Annotated in this window: 17 protein-coding genes, 1 other RNA gene and 1 riboswitch; of the genes, 3 read left to right on the top strand and 15 right to left on the bottom strand. The window is 43.1% G+C overall.

Annotation, left to right across the window (positions count from 1 at the left end; translation table 11 throughout):
• Positions 1–67: 67 nt before the first annotated feature.
• Positions 68–784: a 3-ketoacyl-ACP reductase gene (locus tag IRB79_RS25110; RefSeq protein WP_009331790.1), complete on the top strand. Its 717-nt coding sequence runs from the start codon at positions 68–70 to the stop codon at positions 782–784.
• Between the two features lie 110 nt (positions 785–894).
• On the opposite strand, the gene IRB79_RS25115 is transcribed toward IRB79_RS25110, so the two are convergent.
• From IRB79_RS25115 to IRB79_RS25125, 3 genes are all read right to left on the bottom strand, one after another.
• Positions 895–3,999 carry an MMPL family transporter gene (locus tag IRB79_RS25115; protein WP_243505869.1) on the bottom strand — a complete coding sequence of 1,035 codons (3,105 nt, stop codon included), beginning with the start codon at positions 3,997–3,999 and terminating at the stop codon, positions 895–897.
• A 217-nt stretch (positions 4,000–4,216) separates the two neighbouring features.
• The gene (locus IRB79_RS25120) at positions 4,217–4,666 is read right to left on the bottom strand and encodes a MarR family winged helix-turn-helix transcriptional regulator (RefSeq protein WP_009331792.1); all 450 of its coding nucleotides are present in this window, start codon (positions 4,664–4,666) and stop codon (positions 4,217–4,219) included.
• Positions 4,667–4,740: 74 nt separating this feature from the next.
• Positions 4,741–5,730: a nuclease-related domain-containing protein gene (locus IRB79_RS25125; RefSeq protein WP_243505870.1), complete on the bottom strand. Its 990-nt coding sequence runs from the start codon at positions 5,728–5,730 to the stop codon at positions 4,741–4,743.
• Positions 5,731–6,031: 301 nt separating this feature from the next.
• Between IRB79_RS25125 and IRB79_RS25130 the strand changes: the two genes are divergently transcribed.
• Positions 6,032–6,571 carry a flavodoxin family protein gene (locus tag IRB79_RS25130; protein WP_243505871.1) on the top strand — a complete coding sequence of 180 codons (540 nt, stop codon included), beginning with the start codon at positions 6,032–6,034 and terminating at the stop codon, positions 6,569–6,571.
• A gap of 34 nt (positions 6,572–6,605) precedes the next feature.
• Here the strand turns inward: IRB79_RS25130 and IRB79_RS25135 are convergent, their stop codons facing one another.
• The 9 genes from IRB79_RS25135 to secG form a co-directional block, all read right to left on the bottom strand.
• Positions 6,606–7,706, bottom strand: a complete 1,101-nt coding sequence (locus IRB79_RS25135; protein ID WP_243505872.1) for a mechanosensitive ion channel family protein — start codon at positions 7,704–7,706, stop codon at positions 6,606–6,608.
• Between the two features lie 99 nt (positions 7,707–7,805).
• The gene (crcB, locus tag IRB79_RS25140) at positions 7,806–8,174 is read right to left on the bottom strand and encodes a fluoride efflux transporter CrcB (protein WP_019383291.1); all 369 of its coding nucleotides are present in this window, start codon (positions 8,172–8,174) and stop codon (positions 7,806–7,808) included.
• Complete coding sequence (locus IRB79_RS25145; protein ID WP_243505873.1) at positions 8,171–8,581, bottom strand: fluoride efflux transporter FluC; 411 nt, start codon at positions 8,579–8,581, stop codon at positions 8,171–8,173. The genes crcB and IRB79_RS25145 overlap by 4 nt, the downstream gene beginning before the upstream one ends.
• 28 nt (positions 8,582–8,609) lie before the next feature.
• A riboswitch (Fluoride riboswitch) is annotated at positions 8,610–8,670 on the bottom strand.
• A gap of 228 nt (positions 8,671–8,898) precedes the next feature.
• Positions 8,899–9,615 (bottom strand): MOSC domain-containing protein, encoded by a 717-nt coding sequence (locus IRB79_RS25150; RefSeq protein WP_217026100.1) that lies wholly within the window; start codon positions 9,613–9,615, stop codon positions 8,899–8,901.
• A gap of 549 nt (positions 9,616–10,164) precedes the next feature.
• Positions 10,165–10,524: a transfer-messenger RNA gene (gene ssrA / locus IRB79_RS25155) on the bottom strand.
• A 144-nt stretch (positions 10,525–10,668) separates the two neighbouring features.
• Positions 10,669–11,136 (bottom strand): SsrA-binding protein SmpB, encoded by a 468-nt coding sequence (gene smpB / locus IRB79_RS25160; protein ID WP_009331807.1) that lies wholly within the window; start codon positions 11,134–11,136, stop codon positions 10,669–10,671.
• A gap of 154 nt (positions 11,137–11,290) precedes the next feature.
• Positions 11,291–13,615 carry a ribonuclease R gene (rnr, locus tag IRB79_RS25165; RefSeq protein WP_243505874.1) on the bottom strand — a complete coding sequence of 775 codons (2,325 nt, stop codon included), beginning with the start codon at positions 13,613–13,615 and terminating at the stop codon, positions 11,291–11,293.
• A gap of 36 nt (positions 13,616–13,651) precedes the next feature.
• Positions 13,652–14,398 carry an alpha/beta hydrolase gene (locus tag IRB79_RS25170; RefSeq protein ID WP_243505875.1) on the bottom strand — a complete coding sequence of 249 codons (747 nt, stop codon included), beginning with the start codon at positions 14,396–14,398 and terminating at the stop codon, positions 13,652–13,654.
• Positions 14,399–14,608: 210 nt separating this feature from the next.
• Positions 14,609–14,842 carry a preprotein translocase subunit SecG gene (gene secG / locus IRB79_RS25175; protein ID WP_243505876.1) on the bottom strand — a complete coding sequence of 78 codons (234 nt, stop codon included), beginning with the start codon at positions 14,840–14,842 and terminating at the stop codon, positions 14,609–14,611.
• 201 nt (positions 14,843–15,043) lie between these two features.
• On the opposite strand from secG, the gene IRB79_RS25180 reads away from it, so the two are divergent.
• Positions 15,044–15,958 carry a nuclease-related domain-containing protein gene (locus IRB79_RS25180; protein ID WP_243505877.1) on the top strand — a complete coding sequence of 305 codons (915 nt, stop codon included), beginning with the start codon at positions 15,044–15,046 and terminating at the stop codon, positions 15,956–15,958.
• 158 nt (positions 15,959–16,116) lie between these two features.
• On the opposite strand, the gene eno is transcribed toward IRB79_RS25180, so the two are convergent.
• Genes eno through tpiA form a run of 3 tightly spaced genes read right to left on the bottom strand, consistent with a single transcriptional unit; the run spans position 16,117 to position 19,743 of the window.
• The gene (eno, locus tag IRB79_RS25185; protein ID WP_243505878.1) at positions 16,117–17,412 is read right to left on the bottom strand and encodes a phosphopyruvate hydratase; all 1,296 of its coding nucleotides are present in this window, start codon (positions 17,410–17,412) and stop codon (positions 16,117–16,119) included.
• A 41-nt stretch (positions 17,413–17,453) separates the two neighbouring features.
• Complete coding sequence (gene gpmI / locus IRB79_RS25190; protein WP_243505879.1) at positions 17,454–18,989, bottom strand: 2,3-bisphosphoglycerate-independent phosphoglycerate mutase; 1,536 nt, start codon at positions 18,987–18,989, stop codon at positions 17,454–17,456.
• Positions 18,982–19,743: a triose-phosphate isomerase gene (gene tpiA / locus IRB79_RS25195; RefSeq protein ID WP_221879524.1), complete on the bottom strand. Its 762-nt coding sequence runs from the start codon at positions 19,741–19,743 to the stop codon at positions 18,982–18,984. Before tpiA ends, gpmI begins: the two co-directional genes overlap by 8 nt.
• Positions 19,744–19,747: the final 4 nt, after the last annotated feature.

Consider the following 19,747-nt stretch of genomic DNA (forward strand, 5'->3'; position numbering starts at 1 on the left):
CGATTTATTAGGAAATTTACAGCCTTTCTGGTAGTATATGAATGATTTTTTTAGAGGAGGAAAAACGATGCATACATTAAAAGGCAAAACAGCTCTAATCACAGGAGCAGGCAGAGGGATCGGACGTGCAGCAGCTATCGCGCTCGCGAAAGAAGGCGTCAATATTGGTTTACTTGGCCGCACGATTGAAAATCTTGAAAAAATGGCTGATGAACTTAGCCAGTACGATGTGAATGTATCTGCTGCAGCAGCCGATGTAGCCGACCTTGAAGCCGTTACTCATGCAGTCGAGCATATTAAGTCAGATCTTGGCTCTGTGGATATCCTGATTAACAATGCCGGAATTGCCAAGTTTGGAGGGTTCCTGGAGCTATCTCCCGATGAGTGGGAAAGCATCATCCAGGTCAACTTGATGGGTGTTTATAATGTTACAAGAGCCGTTCTTCCTGAAATGATCGAACAGAAGTCCGGAGACATTATCAACATTGCATCCACAGCCGGCCAAAAAGGCGCACCTGTCACTAGTGCATACAGCGCATCAAAATTTGCCGTTTTAGGCTTAACAGAGTCCCTGATGCTTGAGGTTCGAAAGCATAATATTCGAGTTAGCGCATTGACTCCAAGCACGGTTGCCACTGACCTTGCGATTGAAACAAACCTGACAGACGGCAACCCGGAAAAGGTTATGCAGCCGGAAGACCTCGCAGAATTCATGGTAGCACAGCTGAAATTGAACCCCCGGGTGTTTGTGAAAACAGCAGGCATGTGGTCGACAAATCCATAAGATTTTGGAGAAGCCCCAATTGAGTAATGATTGGGGCTTTATGTTTCTTTTTGAAATAAACACTTTCTCCCATCAAAAAGAGACTGCCTTAAAGACAGTCTCGACTTAAATTAATTTGCACTTCTTTTAAACGGCCACCAGTTTGCCTGGCCGAAGTTCTTGACCATAACCGGAATAAATAGCGGCAGCACCACAAGTGCATAAAGCATCAACCCGACCAGAACGATGGACGCGATCTGCAATAGCGACAGCATTCCAGACGGCATCATTGCCGCGAATGTGCCACCAAGGATTACGGCAGCTGAGATAATAACAGTGCCCATCTTTTTCATGGATAACAGCATTGCATCTGCGATTGAAAGGTCACGATATTCATTAAAGCGATCCATTAAGAAAATGCTGTAGTCAACGCCAAGCGCGACAAGAATAACAAATGCAAAGAATGGAACCGCCCAGCTGATTCCCGAATATCCAAGCAGGTTTACAAAAATGGCTTCATTCATTGCCATACTAGTATAATAGGTCAAAATTAATGAACCAATTAAATAGATTGGCATTATGATAGACCTGAAAAGGAACACAAGAATAATCGAAATACCAAGCAGCATCAATACAACTGTACGGGAATAATCCTGATCTGACATTGTGCTCAAATCAGCATTCGTACTTGTAATCCCGCCTACTGCGACAACCGCATTTTCAAGCTTAGTCCCTTTTGTCGCTCTTTCCACAGCTGCTTTGATCTCATCCACCTGGTTAATGGCTTTGTTGGAATACGGATTTGCTTCAAGCACCACATCCATTGTCATAACTTTACGATCCTCTGACAAATAGACATCAAACACCTGGGCAAACTCTTCATCCTCCAGAACTTCAGGAGGCAGATAGAAACCATCCATATTTTCCGAATTCGATAAGCCTGCCAGGTAATCCTGTGCCGAACCGAGACCTTCTGATACCTGTTCCAGCCCATCTGCACTCTGGCCAAGACCATCTGTCAGCTGGCTGATTTGTCCTCCAAGATCCCCAAACCCGGCAAGAAGCTGTTCCTGGCCCCCGCTGATTCCAGTTAAACCGTTTGTCAGCTTCGGAAAATTATCGACGATTTGCCCCTGGCCGTCAGCAAGCTGATTAAGGCCTGCCTGCTGGGCTTCGATTCCGTCGATTAGCTGCTGGAGACCTGCAGAAAGATTTGATTGTTCATTTAAAATCACACCAAATCCATTATTTGCTTCTGCCATTCCACTATTTAACTGAGTTAGCCCCGAATTCAACTCCGTTAAAGCCCCTGTAAGTTCACCAAGGTTCGTTTGAATAGCCTGTTTGTAAGTTTGGTAGGTTCGATCCGTTTCTAAGTCATAATTTGCCTCAAGATGCTTATACAAGTTATCATTTGCTGCACTAATTTCACCAAGTCCTGAACCCACCTTGGCATATCCAGCTTGCAGCTGGGTTAACCCCTCTTGGGTAACCTGGTAACCATTTAATAGTTTTTGATAATTAGCTGTGAGTTTTTCCACTCCAGCCTTGGATTTTTCCAAACCATCTTTAATTTGATCTGAACCCACAGACCCCTGACGAATACCATCTTCAATTTTAGCAAGGTTTGTTTGTATCTCACCAAGGCCGGACTTGATTTCATTGGTACCGGAGATCAAATCGCTGATGCCTTTTGTGGCATTCTGCAGCTCAGGCTCTGATTTGGACAGTTCGCTGCTTGCTTCATTTAAGCCGTCTGAAATTTTGTTTAATCCTTCCTTACCTTCTCCGAGGCCTTCTTCAAGAGTCTCAGCTTGTTTGGCAACAAAGAAGTCTTCGATTGGCTCTCCAGTTGGTCTTGTGACAGATCGGACTGTATCCACCAGATCTACTTTTTCAACCTCTCGGCTGATTTTTTCAGCCAGGCCAACATATTCTGCCGAGTCCATTTCCTCATCGTTTTTCAAGACGATTTGCGTTGGCATGGATTCTCCTGGCCCAAAGCTGTCAGCAATGGCATTAAATGCCTTAATGGAATTAACATCTCCACCGATTTCCTCAAGGGAGTTGTAAGAAAGTTCTCCGTCATATGTCACCAGGAAGGGCACACATACGGCTGCTACTATAAGCAATGCCAGGAATGGACGCGCCAGTGAGAAACGGCCAACCGTACCCCATAACTTGCTTTCTCCATGCTCGGCACTCTTTTTCGAAGGCCAGAAAATTTTCTGTCCCAGCACCGCCATAAAGAAAGGCACAATGGTAAATAAAGCAATTAAGAGAATCGCTACACCAATGGCAACAGCAGCTGCTGACTGATAAAGAATAAACTGCGAGAAGCCTATTGCAGCAAATCCAATCATAACAGCCAAGCCGCTGAAAAATACTGTGCGGCCCGCATTGCGGTATGTTGCCACAATGGCGTCCGATGTGCTTTCATTATAGGAAAGTTCTTCTTTGAAACGGCTTAGCAGCAGGATACAATAATCTGTTCCAATCCCAAACAGAATCGCAACAAGGAAAATCTGGGTATAGTTCGAAATCGGGAAATCCAGCCTATCCACTAAAAATGCCACAATGGACTGTGAGGCAAGGTAGGTGAATCCCACTGTCAGCAGAGGGATAATTGGCGCAACCACTGACCGGAAAACCAGCAGCAGAACAACCAGAATAAAGACGACTGTGATTCCTTCTGTCTTTTTCAGTCCTTCCTGCGAACTGTTCATGAGGTCTTCATTGATCAGCCATTCACTCGTATAATAGTGATCTACCTTTGCATCATCAATAGCTGAATAAAGCTCTTCACTCAGCTCCGCTGGCTCACGGTCGTTCCAGCTTACATTGACAGAAGCCAGAATCGACTTGCCATCTTCTGAAACAAGCTGTTCTTTCAAGCTTTCTTCATTAAAATGGGTAAGAATTTCCGTAATTCCCATTTCTTCGCTTTTGTCTTCAAGCGTCCGGATAGCTTTCTCTGCTTCTTTGATTTCTTCTACTGTGAGCTTTTTATCATTATGAAAAACAAGTGCGACCTGGGTCTCATCCCCGCCGCCTTCCTGTTTCTGCACTTCTTGCATGATATCCCCGGCAAGTGTGGAAGAATATTCTTCAGGCACAGTAATCTGCCCTTTATCACGGACGAGTTCTGCCATGTTCGGCGCTGCCATAAACAAGCCGGAAACCACTGCGATCCAAACAACAATGACAAGCCATTTTCTTTTAATTATTGAATACACTCTTTAATCCCCCGCTTTGTTTTCTGATAAAGTGAAACTTCAATCAGTGGGGTTCTCTCCCCCACTGATTGTTAGTTGAGGCCCACAGGAAGTGGGTCACAAAGACGTTGCCACAGGACGTGGCGTTTCTTAGTCTTTGTCCCTCTTTCGGGCCTATACGGGCAGTTTGACTCCCGCTCATACTCCTTCGATTGCTCTGAGTCTATAAGCGGGAGTCTTACTGCCCGTTAGACTGCGATAGTACTTTATCCAATTTTTCAAAGGTTTCAATAAACTGCTGGATTTCGGCCTGATCAAATCTGTTTATCAGCGATTCTACAAGGTTATGAATCTTTTCTTCTGCTTTGACGTACAACTCATTCCCTTTTTCGGTAAGTGTCAGATAGACAACCCTGCGATCATTTTCATCTCGCGTTCGCTGAATCAGCCCTTTTTCCCACATGCGCGTGATCATCGCCGTAATCGCGCTCTTTTTCACGTCAAAGACTTCTGCAAGCTCTGACGAAGTACAAGATCCCACCTGATTTATGTACCTCAGTGTAAAATGCTGGTCATTGGTCAGATCGCTGCCAATCTGATTTTTCACAAGTGATGCAGCCTTTTTCTCAACGGAAAAAGAAACTGCAATATACCGGTCGACCAAATCCTTAATGTTTGGCACATTCACTTATATATTCACCTCACAGAGTAATTATTCTATCGTTTAACTGTTCAACTGTTTAACTATTAACGTAGTTAACTTTAATGGAGGGTACATGGATTGTCAATAAAAAAATCAAGGGGATATTTAGTTCCACGTTTCTCACCTGCCTTCTTTCCGCTAACTGATTGGAGAAGCCTTTTAACGGAGTCTCTTGATTCTATCCCTAAATATTCCTTTGCTTGAGCATTGGAGATTGATTGGTTAATTAGAAGAGAGTATTCCTGAAGGGATTGAATATGTGCATCATTGGAGAGATGTTTGCAAGCTGAACAGATCCATCTCCCATGCATTCTTATCATCGGAAAGGAAGAGCATTTCTGGCATTGGACCCCTTGTTTCAGCTCAGCGGGACGTATTTGATATCGCTGGAGGATCTCTGTTAAAAGGGGAGTATGACTGATTTTCAGTTTATTGATTAGCTTCTTTAACTGCCCGGTGGAATGAGCTTCAGTTTTGTATTTGTTTTTAAAGTAATTAATTTTATTGGGAATTTCTGAGGAAGGTATAACAAATTGAGGGGTGTTTTTATCGCGGGGATCGAATTTGATGACCGATCGTTCATTGCCTATAACGACCAGAGGCTCGATCGGCGGCACGGGAAATCTTTGTTCTTGTATCCAGCTTTTTAAGTGATAGGCTTGTCTTTTTACCTGTTTTACCGGGTCTGGAAATCCCTCCTCTTTATCTTCGATCGTACGAACCAGCTGGTTAAATGCAAGATTAAAATAGAGTGAACCTGAAATATTCTTAACCTCCAGGATGGAGATGAAAAATGGGGTGAGAATGAGGATATCTATTTGAAAGTAATGTTTACCAGCAGAGAGTCTTAAATCATGGAAAATGTAATAATCCTTCTCTGGAAGATAGCTTAAATGATATTCAAGAGACTTTTCACCTTTGTATCCTGCCTTTTGTTTAGCATAATCCTCTTCGATGAATCTCCTTTTTGAATGGTTATCGGGAATTCTGTTCAAAAGTGCCTCCAATTGGTGCAGCAGGAATGGCTTTGTTTTTGATTTTACAATCATATTTAGACTCCTTCTTTAAAATTCAATTAAACATTCTGCTTGCAGGAATCAGATTCCTGCCTTATGGGCGAAATTTCAATTTTATGAGCGAAATTTGAGATTTATGAGCGATTTTTTAATTTTATGAGCGAAATTTTAAATTTATCGGCGAAAAACCACGATTTATGAGCGAAACTGCAAAAAGCACCATAAACAATCCAACTGCAGATAAAGCAATAATGTTATGTAAAATTACTTTCGTTGCTTCCCCAAATATTTTTATGTAAAATTCAAAGAAGATAGTAACGAAGGGGCGATTTTGATGAAAGTATTGGCCTTGCTGGGCAGTACCAGAGAACACGGGAACTCGGAGTATTTAGCGAAAAAGATTGTAGAAGGTACTGATCACACCCTGGTAAAATTATCAGAAATGCAAATCGAACCGATTGTGGATCAGAGGCATGCGGATGGGGGCTTTACACCGGTTGATGACGACTATGAACAATTAGTGCAGCACATGCTTTCACATGATGTTTTTGTATTTGCCACCCCTTTATACTGGTATGGCATGAGCGGTCCGATGAAGGATTTCTTTGATCGCTGGTCACAGTATCTAAGGGATGAACGCTTTAACCTGAAAGAAGAGCTGGCAAAGAAGAAAGCTTACGTTGTTATTACCGGCGGCAGCAGCGCGAAAGTAAAAGGACTTCCCCTTGTTCAGCAATTTCAATATATCTTCGAGTTTGTGGGCATGGAGTTTGCTGACTATATCATTGGAAGCGGAGTAAAGCCGGGAGAAGTTAAAGAGGACACTTTTGCTTTAGCGAAGGCCGAACAGTGGAATTCATTATTTTCAAAATAAAAAGGCGGACTCATGGTTCCGCCTTTTTTTCATATCACGATTCCTGTCTTACCCTGGAATCTTTTTTCAGCTGATTTTCCCCTTCAGGGTCTAAATATAATTTCCTGCTTGGCATAGCGACATAAACACGCTCATTTTCAAGAATGTCCATGATCTCAAAATTGATTTCTTCCTTAATTTTCAGGAATTCGCCCCAATTTGTCGTTTTGGTAAAGAAATAAAGGAAAATATCGAGCCCATTTTCTTTGTAGTCGTCAAAGGTAACAAGAATGGTTTCCGGATGTATATCCGGATGATTTTTTAACAGATACTCGATCTGCCCTACCACATTCGCCATTTGATCTTTAGTTGTATCATGAGTAACGCGCAATCTGAAGCTGATTTGCCTTTTCCCCATCTTGCTCCAGTTTGTAATCGATTCATTTGCTAAAGTAGCATTAGGAACTGTAACCAGAGCCTGGGCAAATGTTCTTACCCTGGTGCTTCGAAAAGAAATATCTTCAACCGTTCCCTCCACACTTGGCGTCATAATCCAATCGCCAATCGTGAACGGCTTTTCCGTAATAATGACAAATCCGCCAAACAAATTGCCCAGTACATCCTTGGCAGCAAAGGCAATGGCGACTCCGCCTAATCCAAGCCCCGCTACAAAGCCATTCACATCATAATCAAACTCCTGGGCAACCACGCTGATACTGATTGCCACAATAACAACTCTTAAGGCCTTTGAGATAAACGGAATGAGAATATCATCAATTTCCAGATTGTACTTAACCTTTAGACTGGTAAAAAGGGCAGATGATGCAGCTGCCATATTGTACAAGCCCCAGGTAATCATGATGATAACTGACGCTCTAATAATATCTAAAAATAAGGAATTATGCTGGTTTAAGTAAGGAAAATAACCGACAGAAACATAGATTCCTATAATGATAAATAACCACTGAATCGGCTTTTGAAATGAAACAAATATATGAGAGAAAAAGTCATTTGGCGCTTTTCGGCTAAGCCTTAATAATAGTGTAAATACATATTTGGTGAAAAGCTTCCGGAAAATGAGAAACAGCAGGAAAATCCCAATTGATATTCCCAGATCCACCAATATATCTTCTTTCATGTAAGTATCCCAGAACATATGAATAACCTCCTTGATGCTATTTGTTATCATAACATAATTCTATAAGACAGGTTATCATACGAATTTCCCTAAAAAACGTATTGGAAAATCCTTTCTTCATCCGAAGAGCTTGCCCAGTTCAATACCCAGCAAAGCCAGGAGTATTCCGCCGCCATAGCTCAATACATTATAAAGAATGAGCTCTTTTTTCCTTTTATCCATATGGAGCTGTATTGCTTCCAGCTTAAATGTAGAAAAAGTAGTGAAAGCTCCCATAAAACCAGTGCCGAGCAGCATAAAAAGACTGCCTTCTATTCCTGAGCCCACCATGATTCCAAGAAGAAGGGAACCAATTAAGTTAATAACAAGCGTAGCTGCAGGGAACCTCGACACAATCCTTTTATTTATAACCTGACTGACCCACAGCCGACATATCGCTCCAAAGAAACCGCCCATCCCCACCATCAGAAAATGAAACATACTCATTCTGCTTCTTCGCCTTTCGTGACTCGGAATCCTAGTCGGCTCATCCATAATCCGCCGAATACACTCGCTGTAACATACAATACTGCCAGAGCTGTCTTTCCATCGAGAAAGAGTGTTACCGTTTCAACACTTAAGGTTGAAAAAGTCGTAAAGGAGCCAACAAAACCAGTTCCCAGAGCTGTTTTTAAATGGACTGGCAAGGAAAAACGCACAAGCATCCCCGTCATAAGCCAAGCGAGAAGAAAACTTCCCAGCAGATTAACCGTCAAAGTAGCAAATGGAAAAACCGCACTCTCATGAAAGAGGAAAATACCAATGGAGTACCTCAAAGAGGCTCCAAGAAATCCTGCAGCCCCAACTAATAAATAAACCACCCCTATCCCTCCCTTTTTTCTTAGTTTGTCCAATATAAAAAGACTCCTGCCAGCTACCTCACAACTGACAGGAGTCATTAGCCTAAAGGCGGTTAAAGGTGAACTCCATCACCTATTACTTTTTATCTTCATTAACACTATAAAACATATGAACAGGGATTAAAAGACCTTTAAAAAATCTTCTTTAACAACATCATCACTATCAAGGCGAAAATCCTGGTCTCGTCATCCACCTCATATTGGTTTCGGTCACTTTATATGTCCTCCTGTTAAATTTCTTGGAGCAAAAGGTGCGAGGCATCTATTTTTTATTGAATTACTATTCTTGCAGAACAAATACTCAGCACATTTTATTTAAGTAATATTGCCTCATCCCCAACTCTTATCTCACCACATCGTTCAACTTTTGCCCAAACCCCAAACATTGCAGCATGGTGAGTTGCCAAGGTTTTCAATATACGAGCATCCTGCTTTAGTTCCTCTTGAGGATTGTTTACCATAATACACCTTTGAAGCGGGGCAACAATTTTCAGGGTAACACTTTCTCCTACTTGAATTAGCTGATCCACCCATTCATCCTCAAGATACCCTGTTGCTTCTGTTTCGATTACTAGGTTTGCCCGAAATCGACGAGAGTCTGCTATTTCCCCTAAATCCTTACTTAACATTTTTAACGCAGAGGTTGTGATGATACTTATGGGCCCTTCATCAAAATGTGATATTGACTCTTCCTTTGCCAATGTTACTGGAAACCCTAACAGCTCACTTAGTGCCTTGTTTACCCTTTCCTGATCACCTCGATATTCTGTTCCATCGGGCATAGTGATAAGGGGGGTGTCCCGCTCATATTTTGCTTTAAAGTTAAACAAGCCTTCCATCTGCTGAAAGCGCCGTGTAGTCTTTCCACTGCCAAATTTTCCATCCTCATTTTTAATTGCCCATAAACGGTCTCCGAGTATACCTCGACTATCAACTGGGGCAGAGGATAAAGACTCCCCCAAAACTGATTTCACTGGAAACCTATTGATTTCTTGGACTCTTCCAATACGTTCATTCTTTTGATTCAAAGTTTCTCCCCCCGTATTTGGCCTAAACCTGCAGTTCGTAAGATTAACTCTCCTTCATTTTACTTCGTATCCCTTTAAACTTGATCAATAGCAAGTTCGACAAAAAAGAGCGTTAACCCTTTTTGGATCAACGCAACCGTAACTTATTTATATTTATTAAAAAGTGAGATAAGAAGGCAAGACCAATCTTATTGAAGAAAAACACCGTTAGGTAAGTAAGGAAAAAACAGTATCAGGTAATTGCTGCGGGGTTAAAAAGCGTGTTGAAATATTTATACAGCCACAACAGCCAGTGATTTTGTCTGCGGAATATTACTGTGGGCTTTAAGAATGTAACTTCAAATTTTTACGATTGGAAGAGGACACCATATTGCAATGTCCCCAATAATTAAAGTGACTTCTCGAAATGCATTAGCACTTCTCTTTGTTTCGAAAGATAGAGTTACACTTAACTTTATTCAATGCTTTTAAAGCATAACATTGTCAAAAACTCTTTAAAGAATCATATAGTTTAAGTTACAACAAATAAAAAACCACCAAATATGTATTTGGTGGAGACGGAGGGAGTCGAACCCTCGTCCAGAAATATCGGCACTTAAGCTTCTACGAGTGTAGTCGATATATTCGCGATTCGCTGATCCTTATGCCTATCGACGGGCGTCCGGCCAGCTAGCCTGGTTGTTCTCTTCCTTCATCCTCAGGCGGTGGAATCCGGCGTAGCCCACTAAGAGTGAGTCCGCTACCCTACCACATGGGCGATGGAGGGGCGAACCGCTAAAGGCCTATTAGGCAGCTAAAGCGAAGTTGTTTTGAGTTTTGCCAGTTATTGGCTTTGACGTTTTAACGAGGCCGATCCCCTCGACTCGCAACCTAAGCTCGAACTATCCCTGTCGAATCCGTAGCGTCCCCATTATAATAGGTCTGCGTCGAATCTTATTCAGCACGCTGACGTTCGGATAAGCTCGAAATAGATGAGCTAAAGATTGTGTCACTCGCTGTGACAATTACTATTATAGCACACTGAGCTAATTTTTCAATTGTAAGGTTCTGGATTTACATTTTCTGCCTTTCGCGGAAAGCACGCTCTACTTCACGCTTGGCTTCTTTCTTCTTCAGATCCTCACGCTTGTCATATTTCTTTTTACCCCTTGCCAGGCCAATTAAAACTTTTGCATAGCCATTCTTAAGGTACATTTTTAATGGGACGATCGAATAGCCGACTTCCTTTGACTCGCCAATCAGCTTGCTGATTTCTTTTCTATGCAAAAGAAGCTTTCTTGTCCTTAGCGGATCGTGATTGTAGCGGTTTCCTTGCTCATAAGGACTGACATGCATGCCGAAAAGATAGATTTCATTGTTTTGAATTCTGGCATATGAGTCCTTCAGATTCACCTTGCCCGCACGGATCGATTTAATTTCCGTCCCCTGCAGAACAATGCCCGCTTCGTATGTTTCTTCTATAGCATAATCATGATAGGCCTTTTTATTTTGCGCAACCATTTTGCCAGTTCCTTTTGGCATGTTGAATCCCCCTTTGCTCCTCTTTCCTGAAAACAGGAAATGCAGCATCCGTTCTATAGCGGTCTCTCTATTATAGCAAAATTGCGTGCCCCTCTCAACGAGTAGCCCTGCTGTGAAGGGAAAGAGAGAGCCTTTTAGGCCCTCCCAATTTTCTTTACCTCTTCTTTTTCTTACGCTTTGCTTTTGGCGCATTTTCGTAATGCTTTTTCTCTTTTTTCTTTCTCTGGCCGCCTGAACTGTTTCCTTTTCCCTGTTCAGTCTTACTTCTGCGCGGCTTTTTCTCGGTGCTGCCTGTCTTGAACACCTTTGGAGCTTCACGTGGTTCCCGTCTGCGGGTTCCCTTCATGCCGACGATTTCAAAATCAATCGAACGTTCGTCTTTATTTACATTGACGACACGAACAGTGATCTCGTCGCCTATGCGGAACACATTGCCAGTACGCTCCCCAATCATCGCCATCTGGCGCTCGTCATAGCGGTAATAATCATCCGTCATATAGCTGACATGAATAAGGCCTTCAATCGTGTTTGGAAGCTCGACAAACATTCCAAAATTCGTAACAGAACTGATGATTCCATCATATTCTTCGCCAATTTTATCAGCCATATATTCCGCTTTCTTAAGCTCATCTGTTTCGCGTTCCGCTTCCACTGCACGGCGCTCCATATTGGAAGAATGCTCAGCAATATCCGGGAGCTGTACATTCCACTTTTCCCTTGTCGCCTGATCCAGCTTGCCTTCAATTAAATAGGTGCGGATTAGTCTGTGGACAATTAAGTCCGGGTAACGGCGAATCGGTGATGTGAAGTGTGTGTAAAACTCTGTTGATAACCCGAAATGGCCTAGGCTCTCTTCATAATATTTCGCCTGCTGCATGGAGCGGAGCATCACTGTGGATACAACCATTTCTTCCGGCTTTCCCTGAACCTCTTCAATGATTTCCTGAAGGGCACGCGGGTGAACGGAATTGGCTGTTCCTTTTACAATATAGCCAAAGTTCGTGATAAACTCGAAAAATCTTCTCAGCTTATCTTCCTTCGGGTCTTCATGGATACGGTAAATGAAAGGTACATCCATCCAATGGAAGTGCTCAGCAACAGTTTCATTGGCTGCGAGCATGAACTCTTCAATCAGGCGCTCCGCAATCGAGCGTTCACGCAATGCCACTTCTGTCGGATTGCCCTCTTCATCCACAATGACTTTTGCCTCTTTAAAATCAAAGTCGATGGCTCCGCGATGCATTCTCTTTTTACGTAAAATCAGAGAAAGCTCCTTCATCAACTCGAACATCGGCACAAGCGGTTGGTACCTGTTGATAAGTTCTTCGTCCTGCTCTTCTAAAATCTTATTCACATCTGAATAAGTCATCCGTTCCGTTGTTTTAATCACACTCTGGAAAATCTCGTGATTCACGACTTCCCCATCCGGTGTGATTTCCATCTCACAAGAAAGAGTAAGACGGTCCACTTTCGGATTCAATGAGCAGATGCCGTTTGATAAGCGATGCGGTATCATCGGGATTACCCGGTCCACTAAATACACGGAGGTTGCCCGCTCTTCCGCCTCCCGGTCGATTGGTGAGTCTTCGCGCACATAATAAGTAACATCCGCAATATGGACACCCAGTCTGTAATGGCCGTTTTCAAGCTTTTGGACCATTACCGCGTCATCAAGGTCTTTCGCATCAGCACCGTCAATGGTAACGATGACTTCGTTTCTAAGATCCCGGCGGTTTTCCAGTTCGCTTGGATCAATCGTATCCGGCGTTTCCTCGGCATGCTTAAGCACCTCATCCGGAAACTCCAGCGGAAGGCCATGCTTGTGAATAACAGATAGAATATCCACACCCGGGTCGTTTTTATGCCCAAGTATGTCGATAACTTCTCCTTCTGCACTCTTTCTGCCTTCTGGATAAGTGGTCAGTTTTACAACGACCTTGTGCCCTTCAACAGCACCTTTTGATGCTGATTTGGGGATAAAAATATCACTGGCAAACTTTTTATCATCCGGGATAACAAATCCAAAATGCTTGCTTTCCGTATAGGTTCCGACAATTTGTGTCACACCGCGTTCTAAGATGCGGACAATCGTACCTTCCCGCCTCTGTCCTGAACTCTCAGTCGTCACACGCGCAAGAACGATATCGCCATTTAAGGCATTATTTGTTTCATTGGGCGGGATAAAAATATCATCCATTCCCTGCTCTTCCGGAATGACAAAGGCAAATCCCTTTGCGTGGCCGGAAAGCTTGCCGCGGATCAAATTCATTTTTTCCGGCAAGCCGTAGCGATTGCTTCTCGTCCTGACGACAAGCCCTTTTTCCTCCATGACAACAAGTGCCTTGACGAAATCTTTGAAGCCAGTGGAATCCTCTATTCCAAACGCAGCTTCAAGCTCCTGAACCGTCAATGGCTTATACGCTTCATCTTTCATATAATGAAGCAGCTTCTCGATCAGCTGTTGTATATTATTTTCCATATCTTTATCCCTCCTTGGGGAGTTTTTCTTCTGGTATTATTCTTCCCAATCAAGCTTTTCTAAAAACCCATACACATCTTCATGCAGCTGGTCACGCTCTTTATCGAGAGTAATCACGTGCCCGGATTCTTCGTACCACTTCAGCTGCTTTAAGTCATTCTCCACTTCATTAAAAATGATATTAGCACTGTCCGTGTTGATCATATGGTCATGTCGTGCCTGTACAACAAATGTTGGGGAGTAAATCATATCCACATGATTGCGCACATCCGCGATCAGCTCCTGGAGTGCCTTTAATGTATTCATCGGTGTCTTTTGGAACTCTTCCATTTCCTGTTCAATTTGTTCTTCCGGCTTTCCTTCAAGTCTCTTATATTCTCTTGCGTAGCTCAGAATTCCTTCATACATGACTTTTTCGCTTTTTATGTACATAGGTGCGCACATCGGAACAATACCCTTTACAGGTACAGTGTAACCCAATTTAAGGGAAAATACGCCGCCAAGGGAAAGTCCGGCCACTGCAATTTCTTTATGTCCCTTGTTTTTTAGAAATTCGTACCCTTCCATCACATCTTTCCACCAGTCTTCCGGGCCTGTATGAACAAGCTCTTCTGGCGGAACTCCATGTCCCTTATACTGCGGGGCATGGCAGGTGTATCCCTTTGTTTCAAGAAATCTTGCCATCATTCTTACATCTGCTGTATTTCCAGTGAAACCATGCAGCAGCAGGACTGCTCTTTTTCCATTTCCAAATGTAAATGGTTTTGGCGCAACAACTCTCATGGATAAAACTCCTTTTACCTTTATAATTCCTATAATTTTATTAATCAAACGTTTGATTGAATCTGCATTCCTTATTTTTAGCAAACAGCGGGGCAACATGCCAATAAAAAGCTTTCTTACGTAAAAAATGTGGACATTAGCCAACCATATGCAGGTGTAGAGAGGCAAAAATAAAAGCCTGACCTTCTGAAGGCCAGGCGCTGCATTCATTTATATAGCGAAATAAGAAACCAAAACAGTAAGGATAAAGAATAAAACAGAAAGAACGATTGTGATGCGGTGAAGAACCAGATCAATCCCGCGTGCTTTTTGCTTTCCAAAAAGCTGCTCAGCTCCCCCTGAAATGGCACCGGAAAGACCTGCGCTTTTACCAGACTGAAGGAGTACAACTACAATAAGGCCAATCGAAACTATGACTAAAAGGGTAATCAATAATGTATGCATGAAGCCACCTCCTGAAAACGTACAATCACATTATTCTTAATTTATCACATTTTTATTGTATAAACAATAAGATTTTGGCAGGACCTGTTAGTTGGAAGGACTTTTATATCAGTTGAGAGAATTTATATTGTGAAAGGAATGATGCCTGTGATATTAAAAGAACGAAAGGCTCCTGATTTTATAAGAAGTATGGAGGTACTGTTGAGGAGGCTGCCAGGAACACATTCAAAAAGAGCATTGATTGAAAATGATCTGGTCAAGCGGAGGGCTGGTTTTCGCGGAGAAGAAGCCGTGGATTATTTCTTAAAAGATTTAGCTGGGTTCTTGATACTTAAGGATATACGGCTTTCCAATGGAAACGGCGACTTCTATCAAATCGATGTGCTGCTCCTATGTTCAAACTTCCTTCTTATCCTCGAAATTAAGAACATCTCCGGCACTATTTATTTTGACCCCACATTTAACCAGCTGATTCAGAGCAAGCAAGAGAATGAAAGAGGGTTTCTTGATCCTTTGATACAAGCCGAAAGACAGCAAAAGGAACTTGCAAAATGGCTAGCTGATAGAAAGATTCGCACACCCATTGAGTACCTTGTTGTAATCAGCAATCCTTCCACTGTTATCAAGACTTCCTCTTATCATAAATTGGCCTTAGAAAAAGTGCTGCATGCGGGCCATTTGAGAGAAAGGATAGATAAACTAAAGGAGAAATATCCGGTAGAGAAATTAACAGTTAAAGAAATCAGAAAAATAAGCAGAGCTGTTTTAAAACAACATACTCCTGCCAATTACAATGTCCTAAAATACTATGATATTGATATAAAAGATATTATTACCGGCATTCAATGTCCTGCCTGTAGCAGGTTCTCTATGAAACGAGTAAGAGGCAGCTGGAAATGCAGTGCCTGCCATACAGCTGATAAGGCAGCACATGTAAGAGCCCTCCAAGATTACCTCATGCTGATTGATTCCTCTATTACAAACCATCAATTTCGAAAATTCACCCATGTATCTTCCTCAAATATTGCAAAAAAGCTGCTGACTGGTATGGATCTTCCCTATTCCGGAGAGAAAAAGAGCAGAATCTATCAAATACCGAAAGATTTTTTTGAGTGAGAATGTTCTTGCCTGAATTTATCGGCCAAATATGAAGGTTTATCGGCCAAATCAGGATGTTTATCGGCCAAACTGGCCAGTTTAACGGCCGAGCAACAATTTACGGAATGAACTCCAAAAAAACAGCCGCCCCCAAAGGAACGGCTGCACAAGCAAGATTACTTGCTCAAGTTATAGAAAGATTTTAAGCCATCGTATACAGCTAAATCGCCAAGCTCGTCTTCGATGCGAAGAAGCTGGTTGTATTTAGCAATACGGTCTGTACGTGACATTGAACCAGTTTTGATCTGGCCAGCGTTTGTTGCAACAGCGATGTCAGCGATTGTAGCATCTTCTGTTTCACCGGAACGGTGAGATACAACTGCTGTGTAGCCGGCGCGCTTCGCCATTTCGATTGCTTCGAAGGTTTCCGTTAATGTACCGATTTGGTTTACTTTGATTAGAATTGAATTGCCTACGCCCTGCTCAATGCCTTGAGCAAGCTTCTTCGTGTTTGTAACGAATAAGTCGTCACCAACAAGCTGAACTTTTCCGCCGATACGGTCAGTTAATAGCTTGTGGCCTTCCCAGTCGTTTTCGTCAAGACCATCTTCAATTGAGATGATTGGGAACTCGTTTACAAGCTCTTCGTAGAAGTTAACCATATCTTCTGAAGTTAAGCCAGTGCGGCCTTCGCCTGCAAGATCGTATTTGCCAGTTTCTTTGTTGTAGAACTCAGAGGAAGCAACATCCATAGCAAGGTAAATGTCTTTGCCTGCTTCGTAGCCAGCATTAGTGATTGCTTCAATGATTACTTCAAGAGCTTCACGGTTAGAGCCAAGGTTTGGAGCGAATCCGCCTTCGTCACCTACAGCAGTGTTCAAGCCTTTGCCAGATAGAACTTTCTTTAATGAATGGAATACTTCAGCACCCATGCGGATTGCTTCCTTGAAAGTAGGAGCTCCTACAGGCATGATCATGAATTCCTGGAAGTCTACATTGTTGTCAGCGTGAGATCCTCCGTTGATGATGTTCATCATTGGTGTTGGAAGCTGCTTCGCGTTGAAGCCTCCAAGGTAACGGTATAAAGGGAGACCTACAGACTCAGCAGCTGCATGTGCACAAGCCATGGATACGCCAAGGATTGCGTTCGCACCAAGCTTGCCTTTGTTTTCAGTTCCATCTAACGCGATCATTGTGCGGTCGATGCCAACCTGGTCTGTTACATCCAAGCCGATAACAGCGTCAGCAATCAGATTGTTCACGTTGTCTACTGCTTTTTGAACACCTTTTCCAAGGTAGCGCGACTTGTCGCCGTCACGAAGTTCTACTGCTTCGTGCTCACCAGTGGATGCTCCGGAAGGAACGATGGCACGGCCAAAAAATCCTGATTCTGTTAAAACTTCAACTTCAACTGTTGGGTTACCGCGGGAATCTAATACTTCACGAGCATATACTTGTTCGATAAATGGCATAGTAATTCTCTCCTTTTTTATAAAAGATCTTTTCAGTAAAGTTATTTTTTCAATAAAGAGGTTCCTGTCATTTCAGCAGGTTTTTCCAGTCCAAGCAGGTCTAAGACAGTTGGAGCAAGGTCTCCTAAAATTCCGTCTGTGCGGAGCTCTGCACCATCCTCAGTAACGATGACTGGAACTGGGTTTGTCGTGTGGGCAGTCATTGGGCTGCCTTCCAAAGTAACAACTTCATCGGCATTGCCATGGTCAGCTGTGATGATCGCTTTTCCGCCTTTAGAAATAATCAGATCAACAATTTTGCCAAGGCATTCGTCAACCGTTTCAACCGCCTTGATCGTTGGCTCAAGCATGCCTGAGTGCCCCACCATGTCCGGGTTGGCAAAGTTCAGGAGGATCGCATCGAAATTGTCAGCCTCTATTTCCTTCAGCAACGCGTCCGTCACTTCATAAGCACTCATTTCAGGCTTAAGGTCATAGGTAGCTACTTTAGGTGAGTCGATCAGGATCCGCTCTTCGCCAGGGAACTTCTCTTCACGCCCGCCGCTCATAAAGAACGTCACATGAGGATACTTTTCTGTTTCCGCAATGCGGAGCTGTGTTTTTCCGTTTTGGGCTAAAACCTCACCCAGGGTGTTATCAAGGTTAGTCGGTTTGAACGCCACATACCCGTCAACCGTTTCACTGAAGTGGGTCAAACAAACAAAGAACAAGTTTTCAGGATGTCCTGGCCCTCTATCAAAGGAACGGAAGTCTTTATTTGTAAAAGTGTTCGAGATTTGAATTGCCCGGTCCGGACGGAAGTTATAGAAAATAACTGCATCATTGTTCTTAATCGTTGCAACCGGTTTACCATCTTCTGCAGTAATGACAGATGGAATGACGAACTCATCAAAGATACCATTTTTATAGTTATCTTCAACTAAATCCAAGGGATCGCTGTATGAAGGGCCATCACCATACACCATGGAACGGTAAGACTTTTCAACACGCTCCCAGCGTTTGTCGCGGTCCATGGAATAATAGCGTCCGGAAATCGTCGCAAATTCGCCGACTCCGTACTCCTCCATTTTTTCCTGCGCTTCTTTAATGTAGCCTGCTGCTGTTTGCGGGCCAACATCACGTCCATCCAGGAATCCATGAACATAGACATTCTTCACACCTTCTTCAGCGGCCATACGAAGCAGTGCGAATAAGTGCTGAATATGGCTGTGAACGCCTCCATCTGAAAGAAGTCCCATCAAATGAAGATCCGTGCCATTCTTTTTAACATGGTCAATCGCAGAACGGAACGTTTCGTTTTTCTCAAACTGTCCTTCACGAATGGCCACGTTCACTCTTGTTAAACTCTGATATACAATCCGGCCTGCACCGATGTTTAAGTGGCCTACTTCAGAGTTTCCCATTTGCCCTTCCGGAAGACCTACTGCTTCGCCGCTGGCTGTGAGCGTTGCGTTAGGGTAGGTATTCCAGTAGCGTTCGAAGTTTGGCTTCTTTGCCTGGGCAACGGCATTTCCCATCCGCTCGCCGCGCAATGCGAAACCATCTAAGATGATTAATGCAACTGGAGATTTACTCATTCTTGCCTGCCTCCAATAATTGAAGGAATGATTGCGGCTCAAGGCTTGCGCCGCCTACAAGAGCTCCATCAATATCAGGCTGGCTCATATATTCTTTAATATTTGCAGGCTTTACGCTGCCGCCGTACTGGATGCGGACTGCATCTGCTGCAACTTGCGAAAATTGCTTCGCAACAACAGATCGGATATGTGCACATACTTCATTCGCATCTGCAGATGTGGAAGATTTGCCTGTTCCGATTGCCCAGATTGGCTCATATGCAATAACAGTCTGTTTTACCTGATCTTCTGTTAAGCCATTAAGAGCTTTTTCCACCTGCGAGCCTACAAGATCCATCGTTTCACCGCTTTCACGCTGTTCAAGCGATTCACCGACACAAACGATAGGAGTTAAATTGTATTTAAAAGCAGCCAAAGTTTTTTTGTTAACCGCCTCGTCTGTTTCATTAAACATTTCCCGGCGTTCGGAATGACCAAGGATTACATATTTTACCCCAAGGTCTTCAAGTGCTACAGGGCTGACTTCGCCTGTAAAAGCACCGCTTTCTTCGAAGTGCATGTTTTGCGCGCCGATTTCAACATCTGAACCCTTTGAGCTTTCAACAAGTCGCTCCAGGAATAGTGCAGGTGCACATACAACTGTTTCTACCTGCTCTTTTCCAGGCACTAAGCCATTGATTTCTTCAAGAAAGACTTTCGCTTCCGGAAGTGTTTTATGCATTTTCCAGTTTCCTGCGATAATTGGTTTACGCATGTTG

Source organism: Cytobacillus oceanisediminis (genome assembly GCF_022811925.1).
Taxonomy (GTDB): Bacteria; Bacillota; Bacilli; order Bacillales; family Cytobacillaceae; genus Cytobacillus; species Cytobacillus oceanisediminis_D.